Here is an 18263-nt window from a genome sequence, read left to right on the forward strand (position 1 = left end):
TCGCATACAATGCAGATCAACACCAAACGAGTTCTGATCATTTCCGGCTGGGTTTTACTGGTATTGCTGACGATAGGTGCCATCGGAGCCGGAATTGCTTATAACAAACGTGAAGCGCTTTTGCAGCAGGGGCTGAAACGGGCCGTTCAAAAAGCCAAACGGGATTACAACCTCAACGTTACCGTAGCCTCCGCCCGTTTTACCGGGCTTTCCACCGTCGACTTTTCGGGAATTACCGTCGTACCGGAAGGCCGCGACAGTTTATTACGACTCTCCAGAGCCGAGGTTGGCGTCAGTCTGTGGCCTCTCCTGTTCGGTCGGGTTTCGCTGGCCAGTCTCAATCTCCAGAACGGCCTGGCCCACATCGTCCGCCGGGACAGCACCACCAACATCGATTTCCTGATCAAAAGCCGGCAAAAGGATTCGACTGGTACGGCCGTCGCCGAAACCGAAAACCGCCGGGCCGATCTGTCGGACGTGGCCGAAAAACTGGTAGATAACCTGCTGTCGAAAATCCCGGACGATATGGACATCCGGAACCTGGAACTCCGGTTTACGGACAATAAACAGCAGCTTCGGTTTCTGACCGAAACGGCTCTCATCGACGATGAGGAACTGACCTCCACCATCCGGGTCAACGGCAACGAATCGGTCTGGCACCTGAACGGAACGGTCGATCCGGCCGACCAGGAGGCCAACGTTTCCCTCTTTGCGGAAGGCAAACCGCTGGAACTCCCTTACATTCAGCAGCGCTTCAACCTCAAATTGCAGGTCGATACACTCCGCGCCGAACTCCGCGACATCAACAGTTCGGGTGGGGAATTCCACCTGGAAGGGCTGGGTGCCGTCCGAAACCTTCGGCTGAACCACCCGGCCGTGGCCCTTGGGGATGTGGTGGTGGACCAGGCCGCGATGGACGCCAATCTCTTTTTCGGGGATAATTATCTGGGCGTCGACAGTTCCTCGACCATTTATCTGGGAAAAGTCAAAGCCCGGCCGTTCCTGAAATACACCGTGGCGCCTACCAAGATCTACGACTTTCAGCTCCACACCGATTCCATGAACGCCCAGGACCTGTTCGATTCGTTTCCTCAGGGCCTCTTCGAATCGCTGGAGGGAATCAAAGTTGCCGGTACGCTGAAATATGATCTGAATCTTCATCTGGACAGTTCCCTGCCGGATTCGGTCCAGTTCAATGCCGGCATGACGCCCAGCAACTTCCGGATTCTGCAATTCGGCAAAACGGATTTTTCGAAGGTCAATCGCTCGTTCGAGCATGAGGTGTACGAAAAGGACAAGCTGGTCCGGAAGTTCATCGTAGGGCCGGAAAACCCGAATTTCACCCCGCTGAACGCCATCTCCCGCAACATCCGGAATGCTGTCCTGACGGCCGAAGACTACAACTTCTTTACCCACAAGGGCTTCAATGAGAAAGCCTTCCGCGTTTCCATCGCCACAAATTTCAAAACCAAAAAATTCAAGCGCGGGGCCAGTACCATCTCGATGCAGTTCGTCAAGAACGCCTTTCTGAACCGGAATAAGACGCTTTCCCGGAAAGTGGAAGAAATCCTGATCGTCTGGCTGATTGAAAACCAGCGCATTATCAGTAAGGAACGGATGTACGAAATCTACCTCAACTTCATCGAGTGGGGTCGTAACATCTACGGCATCGGGGAGGCTTCCCGGTATTATTTCGGCAAAAGTCCCTCCGACCTCGATATCGGCGAAAGTATCTTCCTGGCCTATGTGGTGCCTTCTCCTAAGTCGGCGATCAGTCGATTCAATCCGGACGGTACGCTGAAAATTTACCTGAGGGGCTATTTCCGGCTGATTGGCCGGATCATGGCCCGGCGGGGTCTGACGCCCTATGATACGACGGCTTATGGTTTCTACGGCGTGCGGCTTCGGGAAGGACTTCGTCAGCAGATTGCTCCGGTGGATTCCATCGAAATCGACTCGCTGATGATGCCCGATCAGGAAGACGGCAATGAGGATAACAGCAACGGGATCAACGATCTCTTCCGCCGGATTTTTGGCCGCGACCGATCCGAACCCGAGGTGGTCACCCCGCAGCAGGAATCCGCCGACGGAGAAGCCGTCCTGACGGATTCCCTCCCCAAAACCCGCCGGCAGCTCCGGAAGGAACGCAGGGAGCGAAAACGAAGAGAAAGGGAACAGGAAGAACAGGACGGATCCCCTGATCCCTGAAAACAAAAAGAGGAACGGCACTCCGTTCCTCTTTTTGTCAATGGTTCAGCAGGTCGGGCCTGCGCTGTCGGGTTCGTTCAAGGGCTTTCTCAAAACGCCACTCGCTGATGTTGGCCTCATGTCCGGAAAGCAGGATCTCGGGCACCGGATGCCCTTCGAAATCGGCCGGTCGGGTGTACACCGGAGGAGCCAGAAGATCATCCTGAAATGAGTCGGTCAGAGCCGAAGTTTCGTCGTTCAGTACGCCGGGCAGAAGCCGGATAATTGCATCCGAAATCAATGCCGCCGGCAGTTCTCCACCGGAGAGGACGTAGTCGCCCACGCTGATTTCCTTCGTGATAAACAACTCCCGGACCCGCTCATCGACCCCTTTGTAATGGCCGCAGAGGATGATCAGATTCTGGAGGAGAGAAAGCCGGTTGGCGGTTCGCTGCTCGAATCGTTCGCCGTCGGGCGTAACGTAAATGATCTCATCGTAGGTCCGATCCGCCTGAAGCGTGCGGATGCAACGGGCAATCGGCTCGATGGACATAACCATTCCGGCCCCTCCCCCAAAGGCATAATCATCCACCCGCCGGTGTTTATCGACTGAGTAATCCCGCAGGTCATGCACCACCACCTCGACGAAACCGCCCTGTTGGGCGCGCTGAAGAATGGAATGGGCAAAAAAGCTGTCGAGCAGCCGCGGGAGGCACGTAATGATGTCAATCCTCATCGGAATCGCCGGTCCCCAGGTCTTCGACATCGGATTTGGAAAGCAGGCCGGAGGGATCGGTCATGTACACATCGACCAGACCCTCGGGAAGCCGGACATTCAGAACCCGGTTTTCCTTATCCGCCGACGGTGTAATGTCGTCGTTGATGGGAATCAGGATTTCCCGTCCCTGATAATCCATCGAAACCAGATCCTGGGCGTTCAGATTATAGACCGTCCGGACGGTTCCGAGGTCGCCGAGCTTTTCGTCCCGCACCTGAAAACCGATGATTTCATGGTAATAAAACTGGCCTTCCGGAAGTTCTTCCAGGTTTTCAAGGGGCAGATACAGATCGCAGTTGACCAGTTTCTGGGCGTCTTCGATGGTATCCACCCCATCCAGCGCGACGATGGCCCGGTTGCGGTTGACCACGATCGACTCGATGAAATGAGGCACCAGATCGCCTTTGATTTCGATCAGCACCGAATCCATCTCACTATAGATTTCCGGCATATCGACATCGAGAAAAAACACCAGTTCACCCTGTACACCGTGGGTTTTGGTGATTTTCCCTAATTGGAAACATTCGTCTTTTGTCACAGCTTGTTAGTTTCAGTATCCTGGATAAAACAACAACTGACGGAAATCTATTCCCTTCGGATACAGACTTCGGTCAGTTGCTGGACTTGTCATCCGGAATGACAAAAAGAAAAAATTACTCGGCTGCCGGTTCGCCTGCTTCGGCGGTTGCTTCGCCTTCCGCTTCGCCCGTAGGTTCGGCAGCGGCTTCTTCAGCAACAGGCGCTTCAACGATGTTTTTCTTGGCAATGGCCTGGGCACGGGTTTCGTTCACCTTACGCTCAGCCTCCAGACGGGCCTTCTGGGCATCAGCTTTCTGCTGTGACTTAGCTTCGACGGTACCCGTTTTCCGGTTTTCCTTCTCCTGTTTCCAGGCTTCAAATTTAGCTTCGGCCTCCTCCTGAGAGAAAGCGCCTTTGTTAACCCCGATCTGAAGGTGTTTTCTCAGCATGACCCCTTCGTGCGAAAGAATTGAACGGGCGGTGTCGGTCGGCAGGGCACCCTTCAGCAGCCAGTCGACGGCGCGGTCGCCTTTCAGAACCACCGTTGACGGATCGGTGTTCGGGTTGTAAGACCCGATTTTCTCAATAAATTTCCCATCCCGGGGAGATCTGGCATCCGCTACGACAATGTCGTAAATAGCCAGTTTTTTGCGTCCACGACGCGATAAACGGATTTTAACTGCCATTTTATTGTTGGTTTTCCTTGAAGGATCTCGTCCTTCGGGTGAATCAGGGGGCAAAGATACAACTTTTTTGCGAAAAGCCATTCTCAACCGGCAAAACCGGTGTAATCCCCGGATTACCCACTGCCCTGAAAACAAAGAACCCCGACCTGAGTCGGGGTTCCGGTATTTTCTTTGAAGAAGATTATTTCGGCCATCTTCCGTCAAACCGCTGCCCGGACTGGTAGGGCGAGCGCAGCATGTTCATCGGAACGATCTTGATCTCGACGCGCCGGTTTCGCTGAAGGTTGTCCGAGGAGGTATTCGGAGCCAGCGGTCGGTATTCCCCGTAATATTCCACGGTGACGCGGCTCGGGTCGGTCAGACCGGCACGGGTCAGGAACCGCTTGGTGGCATCGACCCGACGTCTCGACAGCTGAACGTTATAGCCGTAAGAGGCCCGGTAGTCGGCGTGCCCGACCAGGATCAGACCGCAGTTGGTTTTCAGGTTCAGCAGTTCGATCACCTTCCGCAGAACATCCTGCGAAGCCGGACGGATGGTGGCCTTATCGGTATCGAATTCGATGTTACTGAAGAGGGCTTCACATTCGGGCGCAAACTTCGACCGCAGGATGGAGCTGATGATACTGTCGAGGTTCATGGCCACCCCGGCTCCGGAAACGACACTCCCTGCCGGCGTATTGGCTTCCTTGTCGAACAGGTCGGCTACGCCGTCGTTATCCGAATCGGTATACAGACGGGGATCGACCGGCTTTGGCATATTGGCTTTGGCAATGGAGTCGGCGTCGTTCATCGTCGGGTTATACGGCTCCTTGATCAGGTCTTTCGGATCGGCCCACCGCAGGTGATACCGTCCTTTCGTAGCATCGTATACGCCGTCTTTACCGACCCGGATCGCATTCTTACCGATTTTGTAGGTAACCGCCAGGCCAAGGCTCGCCCACTTGTCGGGGGCTGAGGTTCCGCGCTTCCAGCCGAATACGTTGGCCGGGTTGGAGTTATCGACTCCGCCGACGGTCATGTCCAGTTTTTCGGTATTCACCATGTTATAGCCCAGGTCCAGACCAATGTCCAGGCGCGGGGTCAGTTCATAATGGATGGCTGTACCCACGGGGAAGACGATCTCCCGGGTATAAACCGAGCCGTTGCCCTCCCAGCGACCCTGCGTCACGGAACTGTAGTCACGGCGGTCATTGCTGTAGCGGATCATATTCCCGGTCGAAAGGCTGTACACGCGGGTATCGAACCACATCAGACCGGCACCGCCGTAAACGTCCCACTTCCAGCGCTTCAGCTTGCGGGTACCCATCAGCAGGGATTTGAGGTTGACGTTGGCCGTCAGGGTTCCCTGCAGGAAGTCGGAACGGAAATAGGCATTGTAGAGGTCCTGTTTGGAACCCATGACCGATCCGAAATGGAAGTTGGCGGAGGCTCCGAAGAGGTGTGTAAGCTGCTTATTGATCGACACACCAAGGGCTCCGGTGGTCTTGATTCTTGGTCCTTTTTCAGGTAGCCCCTTGTAAATCCCGTAGTTGTCAAGATCCCCGAAGAACCGGGTGAGGGCGGGAGTAACCGTTACCGACCAGGTATTCATTTTGTACTCTCCTTCGTAGGAACGGTTCCGAGTAGAGCCGGAGGAGGAGGTACTGGTCATGGTGGAGTCGGTGCGGTTTTGGGCATACCCTGTTGCCTGCGTGAATAACAGAAGCGTCAGAGAAGCAAAAAGGGAAATTTTCTTCATGAGAACTCAGGTTTAATTCATAAGCCTTTTACGTAGAACGACCTTACATTGTATTTCCTCGTCGAGTCGGCAACGTCCAGCGGAGTAAATTCATAAGCCGGATTCTGTTACCCGTAAACGTCGTAAACCGACGGCTTCGGGCTCTTACCATTTATCTCGATTCCGAATCGCTCCGGAACTCTATCGACCTACCCGCGCCGGCATCACCCCGAAGGGCTACGGGAACGAGCAGCTCCCCTTCCGACGCCTATTTGGTCTTTCAGCCCATAAGGTTTACCCTGCCCCGTCTGTCACCAGCCGGGCGGTGGGCCCTTACCCCACCTTTTCACCCTTACCGGGGCGAACCCCGGCGGTATATTTTCTGTGGCACTTTCTGTCAGAACCACCTGCCGCGACGGGCGCTGCCGGCTTTCTGCCTTCCCGTTAGGAAGTATGGCGCTCTATGCTGTCCGGACTTTCCTCCCCACCTTCTTTTAAAGGCAGAGCGATAAGACGACTCACTCCGCTTTGGTTGCCTTTGTCGAGGTCACGCAAATCTATAAATACTTAGGTTCTTTAAAAACCTGACATCAAAAAACTACTAATTTTTCGAGCCAATTCCCTAAAACACGCGGATCTGCTTTCCTTATTGCAGTCCTTCTACCTTCAAGCCGACTTTGCCGGTGGCATATACGACCGCCAGCAGCGATTCCGATGTCAGATAAACCTGATCCGGCTTGACATGCTCGATCGTTCCGTTGACAATAACCCCTTTGGTTACCTGATTGTTCGTCAAACGGGACTGAAGCGATTTTCTGGCCTCATCGATCTGGTTACCAACGGGTATAGTCAACTGCTTTTCCAGCGTCCGGGCGAAGCTTCCCTGAAGCAGCCAATTGGCCGTCCGGAATAACAGATTCCGGGTATCGAGGTCATACTTCAGGTCCCGCAGGGAAATCGTCCGGGTTTCCGGGTCATAGAAAGGTTGCCCGCGGAGATAAATATCCCCGTTGATGCTGCCCTTCAGGCCCGCCTTGATGATCAGTTGGTTGTTCTGGCCGTACAGGTCGATACCGGTAAACGTAATCTTATACCGCCCGTCCCGAAACTCATAGGTCTGGCCGACAAACTCCGAGGAGATCACCCTGGCGGCTTCCGCATAGGTGGCCTCGCTCAGCAGACCGATCCGGAAATCATCGGGAATCTCCTTTGAGACGATCAATTCGGGAATAGTAACGGCCGGTTTCACTTCCGGTTTGTCGCCGGTTTGGGTCAGGGTATAGCCTTCGATCCCGATTCTGGATCGAATGGCGTTGTTTTCCAGGCGAAAAGGTGCAATCAGAATGCGCTTGGGAACGACCAGCAGCCAGGTACGGTATTTTTCGGAAAGCAGATAAGGAACCCGGAGGGTATTCCAAGCTTTCAGCACCGGCGTCTTTAAATCGACCTCCTTTCGAACCTGTTCGTCCAGTGCTTTGGAAATTTTGCCCAGATTTTTGTCGATCAGCCGGCCGACGATGCCGGTCACCGGAATTTCAATACCGGCTACCTTGAGGGTGGGTCTGGTCACCCATTCGTACCCCTGCGGGGTGGTCTGCGTATTCACCGACCAGTCGGGATCGATGGAAAACCGGGTATGGAATTTTAGATCCAGTTCAAATTCGGTATCCTGATACTGCACGAACCCCAGGATCTTCATGCCGGCCTTTGCCCAGATTTTTAACGGAACGTGAAAGTGAAAGAGGCTGTCCCTGGCCGAAACCCGGATCGGCGCCCGCTTCCAGACTTTGGCCATGAACTGGTCATTATCGTTATCCGTCGGACTGTTGTCTTCATAAATCAGGCCGTTGACCTGGAGGTTGATCTGGCGCTCGACGTCGGTCAGCGCAATGGAAACGGGGATGTTTACGGTCGATAAAAATTTGTCGTTCTGGACGTCCATTCTGGTGACCGGGTAGGCCGCTTTCGGAGCTTTCGGGTTTGTGATGACGGAACGCTCACATGACTGAGTGAGGATAAATACCGACAGGAAAAACAGACAACGGCTGAAAGTAATGAATTTTACCCTATTTAATTTTAACCTTCGTCGCTCCATATCCGAATTTTTCCTTCTGTGCGTCCTCGAAAAACCGCACGCCGGAGTGCTTCCCGAGCCGCCGGTGAATTTCGTTCCGCAAAACTCCATTTCCCACGCCGTGAATAAACGTGATTTCTTCCATCCCGACCGCAATCGCGTTCTCCAGACTTTTTTCAAATTCCTGCAGTTGCACCTCCAGCAGTTCGGCATTCGTGCGACGCCCGAAACCGTCAGGCAGCAGCTTCTCAATGTGAAGGTCGACTACGGAGGACGGCCGTTTGACCGCCGGAGCCGGAACGGCCGTCTCCGACGGCTCCAGCATCTGGCTCCGGATCACCGCCGGTTCGACCGGTTTGCTGCCGACCTCGTCGTCCAGTTGAAACAGGTGACCCGGCTCATTCAGGACCGGCACCGTTTTCTTATTTTTATAATAAGTCTGCGCCCGGCATTTGAGCCGTTTGATCAGCGGCTCCCGAAGCGTGGAGCCACCCCGGCGGAACCAAAGCGCCTGAAACAAAAAGGTCGGCCAGTTTTCGAAGGTGGAAACGGCATACATCTGGTTCAGCTTGAGCTGGGTCCGGGGGCGGAGAATTTCGGATTGCAGCCCCGTATAGCGCCCGTCCCGCTCCTCTCCAATCGTCATCGGAAGGTCCCAGTCGGTATTGTTGACGAGGTGAAGGGCCACTTCCCGGTCGTTCTGCGGAACGAAAGCCAGATAGATCCCGGTATTTCCGATGATTTCGGAGCGGTAGCTTTTTTGGGGTTCCAGGGCCGCCGGTTCATTTTGAAACCGGGCGGCCTCCAGGGGAGACACCACCACGATTTCCGAGCGCATGACCGGAATCCGAAAACCGTCTTCAATTTCAATTTCAACCTGGTTTCCGGGCAGGAAGCGGGTGATTACGCCCTGCTCCTTCGCCCGAAGCATTCGAATTTTATCGCCGATATTCATGAAAAATTAGACCGGATAATTTAAAAATCTTCCTTTTCCGGAAGGACAAGGCAAAACTACAAATTTAGTGCCCTTTCAGAAATATAGTGGGTGGAACCTCAATCCGTTCCGGCCATTGATCTCCAGGGCCGGGGCGGGCACTTTCAGGTTATTTAACAAAAAAAACAGGGTTCTTACTAATTTATTTTTTGTAGGAATCCGCGTCAGGTCCACATCGAGAGAAAGGTAATACTGGCGGTAGGGCCGATAGCCCAGTTCGATGCTTTTACCGGTTTCGGCCGCCACCATGTTCTGGATTCCGTAGCCGAAGGCGATGTTCAGCCATTTCGGGAATTTCGACTCCCTGCTTCCGAACGACCAGGGGTTGACGGAAAACCAGTAGGTCTGGCCGTTATAATCCTTGAGCCACTGTTCATTCAGACTTCGGCCGAGCAGCTCCGGCCGAACCTGCGCCAGCGCGGTCTGGTGAAATGAGAACTTGGGATGAATCCGGAGTTCGTTCCAGGCCATATATTGCCCCGCGTAAAGAACCGGACCCGCTACGTTGGCCACCATATCCCCCACCGAAAAACCGTACTCCGGCGAAAAGCCGTCCAGGATCTCGATCGGGGTCTGGAAAATCACCCCTGTAATTCCGGCGTAGATGGCGGCTTTCCGGTTGGAAAGCCCCGCCCAGCGGTAGGCTTCGGCGGCATGGCGGGTGATCTGGTAAGCCGTGAACAGGTGGCCTACCTTATCGAACTGCTTCCACTCGCCGTTGTCGTTGAAAAAATGAAAATTGGTCAGCGGGTCGTTATACCAGGCCCGGCTCAGCCCATAGATAGTCCCGGCGTAGACCACGCTTTCCCCGATAATCAGGGCCTGAAGACGACACCGGTAACAAGGCTCCTTCCGACTGGTGTCCTGTGGGATTTCGGTCGGAGCGGCCCGGCCGGTGACGACGGGCGCGAGATAAAGTAAAAACAGAATCAGGCAAATCGCTTTGGTTCGTCGTCTGCCTTCAGGATTAGTAAGCTCCATGATACTTTCTTAACCCCCACTCGACCGCGGCCAGCAGCAGGACCAGGAAGAACAGCCATCGCAGGTTGATCAGCTCATTAAGCTCCTCGGAGCTGGTCAGGCGTCCGGCCGGCTTTTCGCGGGTCAGGTTATCGGCCAGGGAAGCCAGGCTGGCGGTATTGTAAAATTTTCCTCCGGTCTGCTGTGACAGCTGCCGCAGCATCAGGTGGTCGGCGGTGGTATTGATGGCTTCCAGCTGCTGCTCCCGGATGATGAATTCGCCGGTGGCGGTTTCGGTCCTTCCGTTGAGAGAAGCCGTTGCGCGGAACCGGTAAACACCTTCCGGCAGGTTGCTGACCTGGAAACGGGTGTTGCTGGCGGTCGGCGTATAATTATAACTCCGGGTGATCGAGCGTTCGTTGGTAATTTCCATCCGAACGGGCCGGTCGTACAGCTTTTCGTAAATATCGTTGTACATCTCGGTTTCGAAACCGACTTCCTCGCCCGTCATGAATTCGTTCCGGATCGGATAAACCCGCAGTTTCCGGCGGTCTTCCTTGATGGATACCAGCTGCATGACCTTCTGGAGCAATTCGTCCACCACGTTCTGTTTGTCGGTCAGGGCGAATTCTTCCAGCCGCCATTCCCACAGCCCTTCGCCCGCCATGACGGCCGATTTCCGCTGACCCCGGGCATTGAGCGCCAGCAGGGGCTTGCTGGTGCGGACACTGCCGACCTGCTGCCACAGAACCACCTCGGTGCCCGGACTCAGCTTATAGTCGCCGAACGGAACCGAGACCGGCGGAAGCTGGTCAAAAATCGTCAGCTTCTGGACGTCGAGATTGAGCTGGCGAAAATCCGCGTTGAAACGTCCGGTTACCTTGTCGGTCTGCCCGCCCCCGGCCGTCACCTGCATCACCGGATTCAGACCGTTGAACGACTGGAGGCCGGACTGGTTGCCGAGCACGAACAATACCGGCGTATTTTTCTGAAGAATTCGCTGCACGATGGCGGCCCCGGAATTGAGATTATCCGGCAATTGATGCAGGATAACCAGATCGTAGGCTTTGTCGGGAATGTCGGCGGTTCCGTTGTTCAAAATCCGGATGTCGAGTTCGTAGTTTTCGTTTTTCTCGATAATGCTGCGGAACGCCTTGATGTCGGGGTGGGGCGTCAGGGCAAGCATCAGGATTTTTTCCTTGCCGTCGATAATGTCGATATAAATATCGCGCTTGTTGTTCCGGGTCGTGAACTCCCCGCTCTGCGGAAGTACCTCGACCACGAAATGCTGAACGCCTTTCTGGCTCGAAGAAGTCTGGAAGGTCAGCTGCTGGAAGGTTTCCGGTCGGCTGAAACTGACCGTCTGGCGGCTCAGTTCGCGGCCGTTCTGCCGCAGAACCACAACGGCGCTCCGGCCCTGAAACCCGTTGCTGACAATGTCCGCCTGGATGGGAAACTGGTTTCCGAGGTACGCAATTTTGTTGGCGACGGCATCCTTCACCTGCACGTCCCGCTTGGGAATCGTATCGCCCAGACCGACGGCATGGACGGCAAAATTATACCGCCCGAAAGTCGGGGAAAGACCCTGATTGGCGATGCCGTCCGAGATCAGAACTACATCGGTGAGGTTGCGGCCTTCATAAGCCGTCCGGATGCCGCCCAGGAGTTGGGAAAGGTCCGAACTGCGCTGGTTAAACGGAATGCTTTTCAGATCTCCCGACACCAGGCTGTCGCCCAGCGTTTGAACCGAAACTTCAATCCCCTCCTCCGTGAGCCGGCTGCGAAGCTGCTCGGCGGCTTCCAGGGCGCGGTCCACGGCGCCCCTGCCCCCGATGGTCATCGACTCGGAATTGTCGACAGCCAGCACCACCTTCGGTTTTTCCGTCAGGGTCCTGACGCTCCGGATGAGGGGGTTGAGCAGCAGAAAACATACCAGGCTGACGGCAATAAAACGGAAGGCCGACAGCAGGTAGTTCATCCGGGAACTCCATCCGGCGTTCTTCTGGTACAACGCAAAGGCATAGATGCCGCCAATCACCATACAGAGCAGAATCCACCACGGAGAGGATTGAAAATACAGTTCGGAGCGCATGAGTTCTAAGTTAGCATTCCCCCGTCCACCTGCAGCACCTGACCGGTGATGTAGCGGGAAAGATCGGAAGCCAGAAAGAGCGCACAATCAGCCACTTCTTCCGGTTGTCCGCCCCGTTTCAGCGGGATGGACTGTTTCCATTCTTCCAGGGCCTTTTCATTGATTTCGCCGGTCATTTCGGTCTCGATAAAACCCGGCGCAATGGCATTCGAGCGAATATTGCGCGACCCCAGTTCCAGCGCGACCGATTTGGTGAAACCGATGATGCCCGCTTTGGAGGCCGCATAATTGGCCTGACCCGCATTGCCGCGAATTCCGACTACCGACGTCAGGTTGATGATCGATCCGGCCTTCGCTTTCATCATCGGTTTGATGACGGCTTTGGTCAGGTTGAATACCGACTTTAAATTAACGTTTATTACGGAATCCCATTGTTCTTCGGTCATTCGCATCAGCAAACCGTCGCGCGTGATGCCGGCGTTGTTGATGAGGGCATCGAGGCTTCCGAAGTCGGCCAGGACGTCATTCACCAGATTTTCGGCGGCCTTGTAATCCGAAGCATCGGACCGGTAGCCTTTGGCTTTGACACCGAATGCGGCCAGTTCGGCCTCCAGGGCCTGCCCTTTTTCAACACTTGACAGATAGGTGAATGCGATGCCGGCGCCTTCCCGTGCGAACCGGGTTGCGATGGCCCTTCCGATGCCCCGGGAAGCCCCGGTAATCAAAGCAACTTTTCCTTGGAGTAAACCCATTGTAGTTTTTTGGAACGAATGAGGATGAATCAGATTGGCTCCAAAAATAATAGTATATATCCTATCATCCGACTACTTTTGTTTGAAACGTTGCAAGACGATTTTACCACCGAATTTCCGGAAACCTTTCATAAAGCCATGCTGCGCCTGTTCATCATTCTCTGCCTTTCTGCGGCCTGTCTCGTCGATCGGAGCTACGCCCAGCAGATTCACTCCCATAACGATTATGAAAAGGCTGAACCGCTTCAGGCCGCCCTCCGGAACCAGGCCGGCTCCATCGAAGCGGACGTATATCTGGTCGACGGAAAACTGATGGTGGCTCACGAGAAGCAGCAGATTCAGCCCGGCCGGACCCTCGATTCCCTTTACCTTAAACCAATTGCCGGCCTTTTTGATAAGTACCGGGATAAGAATTTCGCCGGAGCGGTCTCGAAAGACCGGCGGTATACCTTCCAGCTGGTGATCGACGTGAAAGACAACGGGCCGGAAACCATCAAGCAACTGGAAGCCGCCATCGTCCCCTACCGCACCTGTTTCGACCGGGCCATGAACCCGCTGGCGGTGCAACTCGTCATCAGCGGCAACCGCCCGCCGATTGCCTCCTGGGTCGACTATCCGTCCTACATCCTGTTCGACGGCCGCCCGAGTGAACTCTACGACGACGAAACACTCAAGCACGTGGCCCTCATCAGCGATACCTTCCGGAATTATTCCCGCTGGGACGGCAACGGGGACATTCCCGACAAAGACAAGGAAACGCTGAAACGGTTCATCAAACGCGCCCACAGCCAGAACAAGCCCATCCGGTTCTGGGCTTCGCCCGACCAGCCGAATGCCTGGAAACAACTGGCCCGGCTCGGCATCGACTACATCAATACGGACAAGGTCGAGGAATGTGCCAAAGTGATCAAATAATCAGAATACATAACGCACAGAAAAACCGGGCACCGAAGTGACCTGGATAGAACCGATCCAGAGACCGTTTTTCTGTTGATTGTTCTGAGTTTGTTTACTGAGCGACAGGTTCAGGAGGTTAGCCTCAGCAATGAAATGCCGGCCGAGGAGGTAAGCCAGCCCCCCGTGCAGGGTGCCGCTGATGGTGGAATTGATTTTTTCCCTCGGAAAAGGGTCCTGTTTATAGGAATAGGAAGAATAGAGAGCCGTCAGCCCCACATACGGCCGAAGTCGCGTGCTGGAAAGATAAGCCCTCACAAATGGTGCAAAACCGAGACTGATCTGACTGGTTTTGGTCGTACTCTGCCCCGAGGCTCCATCCGCACTGATCCGATCCAGACTGAACGGTACGCCAATACCAACCAGGAGGTTGTCGGCGACAAACAGGCCGATGGAAGGCGAGAACGACAGGCTCCGGCCGTTGCCCTTCCGCCCGTTTTCCTCATTGGAAACTCCGGAATAGGCCAGACTTCCCCCAACCGCAAACCGCCCGGCCCGGGTTTGAGTCCCCTCGGTCGGGGGAGTAGCCGCCTGGATGGCGCGGTCCGCTTCCGTTGAACCGGTCATGTAGACCAGCCCGGCCGTCAGGCCGCTGAAGCTAAAGGGAAAAACCGTGGAGGTCGTCGATAACTCGAAGCCCCAGCGGCTGTTTAAGAAATAGACTCCGCCCAGCTGGGTAAAAGGCGCCACCTGATACGACAGGGCGCTGGTCTCCGTTCCGCCCACCCCGGAAGCCGTGCTGATCGTCCGGTTCAGCTGATCGACACTCCCCCCTATTCCTCCGCCGACATACACCCGCCACTGATTCTGCCCCCAGTATTTCCGAACGAAAGCCGACAGTCCGCCCCGCCAGTACCGTTGTTCAAGCGAGCTGGTGTTGCTGAAATCCACCTGTTTAAAATAGGAGCCGGTCACGGATCCGCCGACCAGCCAGTTATTGTTCAGAAAAACGCCGTGGCTGAGGGACAGGACGATTTCGGGGTCCCGGCGGGTGTAACCGGAAGGATAATCCCCCGATAGCTGAACGGTCTGAATCTGGAGGCTGGCACTCCACAACCCGCGGCCGGGTTCGGTCTGGGCTTGAGCGAAAAATGACAGGAAAAGCAAGGTGGGCAGGAGGATAGCGCTTCGCATCTCATAGAGGGTTGAAGCGGCAATATAAAAAAAGGACGGATTGAGAATCCGTCCTTTTATCTACTAACGTTTTATTTTTATTCGGTTACCGTTTCCGGCTTTTTGACGGAGATGGTGAGGGTTTCACCGTTGTCGTCGTAGTCGGCCAGAATAACGTCCCCATCCTTCAGGTCTCCTTTCAGAATTTCCTCGGCGACAGGGTCTTCGAGGTATTTCTGAATGGCCCGGCTGAGCGGACGGGCGCCGTACTGCGGATCATAGCCTTTTTCCGAAAGGAAGTCTTTGGCTTTCTCCGTCAGCTCGACTTTGTAGCCGAGGCTCGTCACACGGCCCAGCAGTTTACCCAGCATCAGGTCGATGATCTTATGGATGTGCTCACGCTGCAGGGAGTTGAACACGATCACATCGTCCAGACGGTTCAGGAATTCCGGGGAGAAGGCTTTCCGAAGAGCGTTCTGGATGGTGCTTTTCATGATCTCATCCTGATTTTCGGATTTGCCACGAGTGGCGAAACCGATACCGCTTCCAAAATCCTTCAGGTCACGCACCCCGATGTTCGAGGTCATGATGATGATGGTGTTCCGGAAGTCGACCCGGCGACCCAGACCGTCGGTCAGGATACCGTCGTCGAGGACCTGAAGCAGGATGTTGAACACATCCGGGTGTGCTTTTTCGATTTCGTCGAGCAGCACGACCGAGTACGGCTTCCGGCGGATTTTCTCCGTCAGCTGACCGCCTTCTTCATATCCGACATAACCCGGAGGAGCTCCCACGAGCCGGCTGACCGAAAATTTCTCCATATACTCCGACATGTCGATCCGGACCAGCGCGTCTTCCTTATCGAAGAGATAGGTCGCCAGCACTTTTGCCAGCTCGGTTTTACCCACCCCGGTCGGGCCGAGGAAGATAAACGAGCCGATCGGCTTCTTGGGATCTTTTAAACCGACGCGGGTCCGCTGGATGGCTTTCACCAGTTTCTCAACGGCTTTGTCCTGTCCGATGACCCGGCCGCGAAGCTGGTCGGCCATGTTCAGCAGTTTGGCGCCTTCGTTGGTAGCCACCCGGTTGGTCGGGATCCCCGTCATCATCGCTACGACCTCGGCCACGTTTTCTTCCGTTACCGTGTAGCGTTTTTTCTTGGTTTCCTCTTCCCAGGCCTGCTTGGCCCGTTCGAGCTGGTCGATCAGGCGTTTTTCCTTATCGCGAAGCTGGGCGGCTTCTTCATATTTCTGGCTTTTCACCACCTGATTCTTTTCCTTCTTGATATTCTCGATGCTTTCTTCGAGCTTCAGAATATCTTCAGGAACCGAGATGTTGGAGATATGGACACGGGCGCCCACTTCGTCCAGCACGTCGATGGCCTTGTCGGGCAGGAATCGGTCGGAAATGTAACGCTCCGACAGTTTTACGGCCGCTTCCACGGCTTCCTGCGTATAGTTGACGTGGTGGTGATCTTCGTACTTATCCTTGATGTTGTTCAGAATCTCGATGGTTTCTTCCACCGAAGTGGCATCGACCATCACGACCTGGAACCGGCGGGCGAGCGCACCGTCTTTCTCGATGTACTGCCGGTATTCGTCCAGCGTAGTCGCACCGATACATTGGATGTCACCCCGGGCCAGTGCCGGTTTGAACATGTTGGAGGCATCCAGTGAACCGGAGGCACCGCCTGCACCGACGATCGTATGCAGCTCGTCGATGAACAGGATCACTTCCGGCGACTTTTCGAGTTCGTTCATCACAGCCTTCATCCGTTCTTCAAACTGACCGCGGTATTTCGTACCGGCCACCAGTGAAGCCAGATCGAGCGTTACGACGCGCTTGCCGAACAACACCCGGGAAACCTTCTTCTGGACGATGCGAAGGGCAAGACCTTCGGCGATGGCGGTTTTACCGACACCGGGCTCACCGATCAGAATCGGGTTATTCTTTTTCCGGCGGCTCAGAATCTGGGCCACCCGTTCAATTTCTTTCTCACGGCCGACGATCGGGTCAAGCTTGCCCAGTTCAGCCAGTTTGGTTAAGTCACGACCAAAATTATCCAGAACCGGGGTACGTGACTTCTCCGAACCTTTCGGGTCTTTACCCGATCCGGAACTGCCGCTGCCGAACATGCCGCGATCGTTGTCGTCGTCGTCCGTTTCCGGTCCCATATGAGGACGTGTACCTGAAGATTGATATTCAAGCATCTCTTTGATTACCTCATAGTTGACGTTAAACTTGTTCAGAATCTGCGTCGCTACGTTATCCTCGTCACGCAGGATCGAAAGCAGCAGGTGCTCGGTGCCGATCAGCGGGCTTTTGAATATTTTAGCTTCCAGATACGTGATTTTCAACACTTTCTCCGACTGGCGGGTTAGTGGGATGTTAGCCAGATTTTTGACGTTGTTGGTCGCGGTTCCTTTGGTCGCCTGCTCAATAGTCACCCTGAGTTCGTCCAACGAAATGCCCAATTTTTTCAATAACCCGACAGCTACCCCTTCTCCTTCCCGAATCATTCCCAGCAGCAGGTGTTCCGTGCCTATGTAATCATGGCCAAGACGCAGGGCCTCCTCTCTGCTGAGCGAGATAACTTCCTTAACTCGGTTCGAAAATTTAGCTTCCATTCGCTTGGGGTTGTATTATTTTTCTTTGCGTCTGATACTGTACTAACGAAATTTTTTTCGGTATTGTTCACTGTCTCAAAGACTCCTTCAACACATCCGAAGAATGGGGTCCCTGATTGAAAATCAGATCCATCAGACTGAGGTTCGGTACAAATACATTGCCAAAGTTCTGAGGGTATGAAACCGGCCGATAAATACTGCCACTTTGATCATCGCCCCGGGCCTTCAGCTTTCCGTGGAGATCAAAAAAATCGTCATCCACTTGTTTTTCAAACGTTTCCGTCAATCGAACCTCTTTTTTCCAGCCAAGCCATTTCAGACAAATTGTCAGCAGTTCCAGGTTGAGGTCGAACAGGAATTTCCGGTTGGCGATCAGGACCGTCCTGAGTTCCTGGGCGTAATACTCGAAAAACGGGGCCTTTCCGTAAGCGGCTACCAGACTCTGCCAGTGCCGGTCGGGCCAGGGCTGCCGGTAATCGATCCGCACGTTCCGGATCGGCTGGTGGTGGGTTCCGTCCAGTACCGGCACCGTCAGCCGGTCAACGCCGTTCGCCGTAAGAACGTAACAGCGATTTCTGTAACTTTGCTTCTGATAATGTTCGGCCGCTTCCAGCCAAACCGTATCGAAAGGGGAGATTGCGGCAAAATACGCGAGACCGGGGAGGTAATGTAATTCGATCCGAACATTTCGGCACAAGCTGCCAACTTGGTACTTTTCCAATATTTACCACACGATAATACTACCAAGTAAATGAATTCGTGCGGAACAAGCAAACGGTTCCTCAAAATTTTAATTTGCCGGTAAGTTTC

The 18263-nt window shown here is 54.5% G+C and carries 14 protein-coding genes and 1 other RNA gene; 2 read left to right on the plus strand and 13 right to left on the minus strand.

What is annotated here, in order from left to right; all coding sequences use genetic code 11:
- Positions 1 to 9: 9 nt before the first annotated feature.
- Positions 10 to 2208: a transglycosylase domain-containing protein gene (locus DX909_RS04485; RefSeq protein ID WP_128543915.1), complete on the plus strand. Its 2199-nt coding sequence runs from the start codon at positions 10 to 12 to the stop codon at positions 2206 to 2208.
- Between the two features lie 37 nt (positions 2209 to 2245).
- Here the strand turns inward: DX909_RS04485 and trmD are convergent, their stop codons facing one another.
- From trmD to fabG, 10 genes are all read right to left on the minus strand, one after another.
- Positions 2246 to 2923: a tRNA (guanosine(37)-N1)-methyltransferase TrmD gene (trmD, locus tag DX909_RS04490; RefSeq protein ID WP_128543916.1), complete on the minus strand. Its 678-nt coding sequence runs from the start codon at positions 2921 to 2923 to the stop codon at positions 2246 to 2248.
- Positions 2913 to 3503: a ribosome maturation factor RimM gene (rimM, locus tag DX909_RS04495; RefSeq protein WP_128543917.1), complete on the minus strand. Its 591-nt coding sequence runs from the start codon at positions 3501 to 3503 to the stop codon at positions 2913 to 2915. The genes trmD and rimM overlap by 11 nt, the downstream gene beginning before the upstream one ends.
- 115 nt (positions 3504 to 3618) lie before the next feature.
- On the minus strand, positions 3619 to 4251 hold the full coding sequence (locus DX909_RS04500) for a 30S ribosomal protein S16 (RefSeq protein WP_374755856.1): 633 nt from the start codon (positions 4249 to 4251) through the stop codon (positions 3619 to 3621).
- A 100-nt stretch (positions 4252 to 4351) separates the two neighbouring features.
- Positions 4352 to 5908: an OmpA family protein gene (locus tag DX909_RS04505; protein WP_229310947.1), complete on the minus strand. Its 1557-nt coding sequence runs from the start codon at positions 5906 to 5908 to the stop codon at positions 4352 to 4354.
- 77 nt (positions 5909 to 5985) lie between these two features.
- An RNA gene (gene rnpB / locus DX909_RS04510) (RNase P RNA component class A) lies at positions 5986 to 6412 on the minus strand.
- A 121-nt stretch (positions 6413 to 6533) separates the two neighbouring features.
- Positions 6534 to 7829: a DUF4403 family protein gene (locus DX909_RS04515; protein WP_229310948.1), complete on the minus strand. Its 1296-nt coding sequence runs from the start codon at positions 7827 to 7829 to the stop codon at positions 6534 to 6536.
- A gap of 124 nt (positions 7830 to 7953) precedes the next feature.
- Entirely contained in the window at positions 7954 to 8916 is a 963-nt protein-coding gene (locus tag DX909_RS04520) for a Smr/MutS family protein (protein ID WP_128543919.1), read from the minus strand.
- A gap of 75 nt (positions 8917 to 8991) precedes the next feature.
- Positions 8992 to 9936, minus strand: coding sequence for a DUF2279 domain-containing protein (locus DX909_RS04525; RefSeq protein WP_128543920.1), 945 nt, complete (start codon positions 9934 to 9936; stop codon positions 8992 to 8994).
- Positions 9923 to 12007: a vWA domain-containing protein gene (locus DX909_RS04530; protein WP_128543921.1), complete on the minus strand. Its 2085-nt coding sequence runs from the start codon at positions 12005 to 12007 to the stop codon at positions 9923 to 9925. Before DX909_RS04530 ends, DX909_RS04525 begins: the two co-directional genes overlap by 14 nt.
- Positions 12008 to 12012: 5 nt before the next feature.
- The gene (fabG, locus tag DX909_RS04535) at positions 12013 to 12759 is read right to left on the minus strand and encodes a 3-oxoacyl-[acyl-carrier-protein] reductase (RefSeq protein ID WP_128543922.1); all 747 of its coding nucleotides are present in this window, start codon (positions 12757 to 12759) and stop codon (positions 12013 to 12015) included.
- A gap of 90 nt (positions 12760 to 12849) precedes the next feature.
- Here fabG and DX909_RS04540 point away from each other — a divergent pair, with 90 nt between their 5' ends.
- Positions 12850 to 13674 (plus strand): phosphatidylinositol-specific phospholipase C/glycerophosphodiester phosphodiesterase family protein, encoded by an 825-nt coding sequence (locus DX909_RS04540; RefSeq protein ID WP_229310949.1) that lies wholly within the window; start codon positions 12850 to 12852, stop codon positions 13672 to 13674.
- On the opposite strand, the gene DX909_RS04545 is transcribed toward DX909_RS04540, so the two are convergent.
- The 3 genes from DX909_RS04545 to DX909_RS04555 all read right to left on the minus strand — a co-directional run bounded on the left by DX909_RS04545 (position 13675) and on the right by DX909_RS04555 (position 18174).
- The gene (locus DX909_RS04545) at positions 13675 to 14847 is read right to left on the minus strand and encodes a hypothetical protein (protein ID WP_128543923.1); all 1173 of its coding nucleotides are present in this window, start codon (positions 14845 to 14847) and stop codon (positions 13675 to 13677) included. It lies immediately after the preceding gene.
- A 77-nt stretch (positions 14848 to 14924) separates the two neighbouring features.
- Entirely contained in the window at positions 14925 to 17453 is a 2529-nt protein-coding gene (locus DX909_RS04550) for an ATP-dependent Clp protease ATP-binding subunit (RefSeq protein WP_128543924.1), read from the minus strand.
- A 67-nt stretch (positions 17454 to 17520) separates the two neighbouring features.
- Positions 17521 to 18174, minus strand: a complete 654-nt coding sequence (locus tag DX909_RS04555; protein ID WP_128543925.1) for a WbqC family protein — start codon at positions 18172 to 18174, stop codon at positions 17521 to 17523.
- Between the last annotated feature and the right edge of the window lie 89 nt (positions 18175 to 18263).

Source organism: Larkinella soli, from assembly GCF_003703975.1.
Taxonomy (GTDB): domain Bacteria; phylum Bacteroidota; class Bacteroidia; order Cytophagales; family Spirosomataceae; genus Larkinella; species Larkinella soli.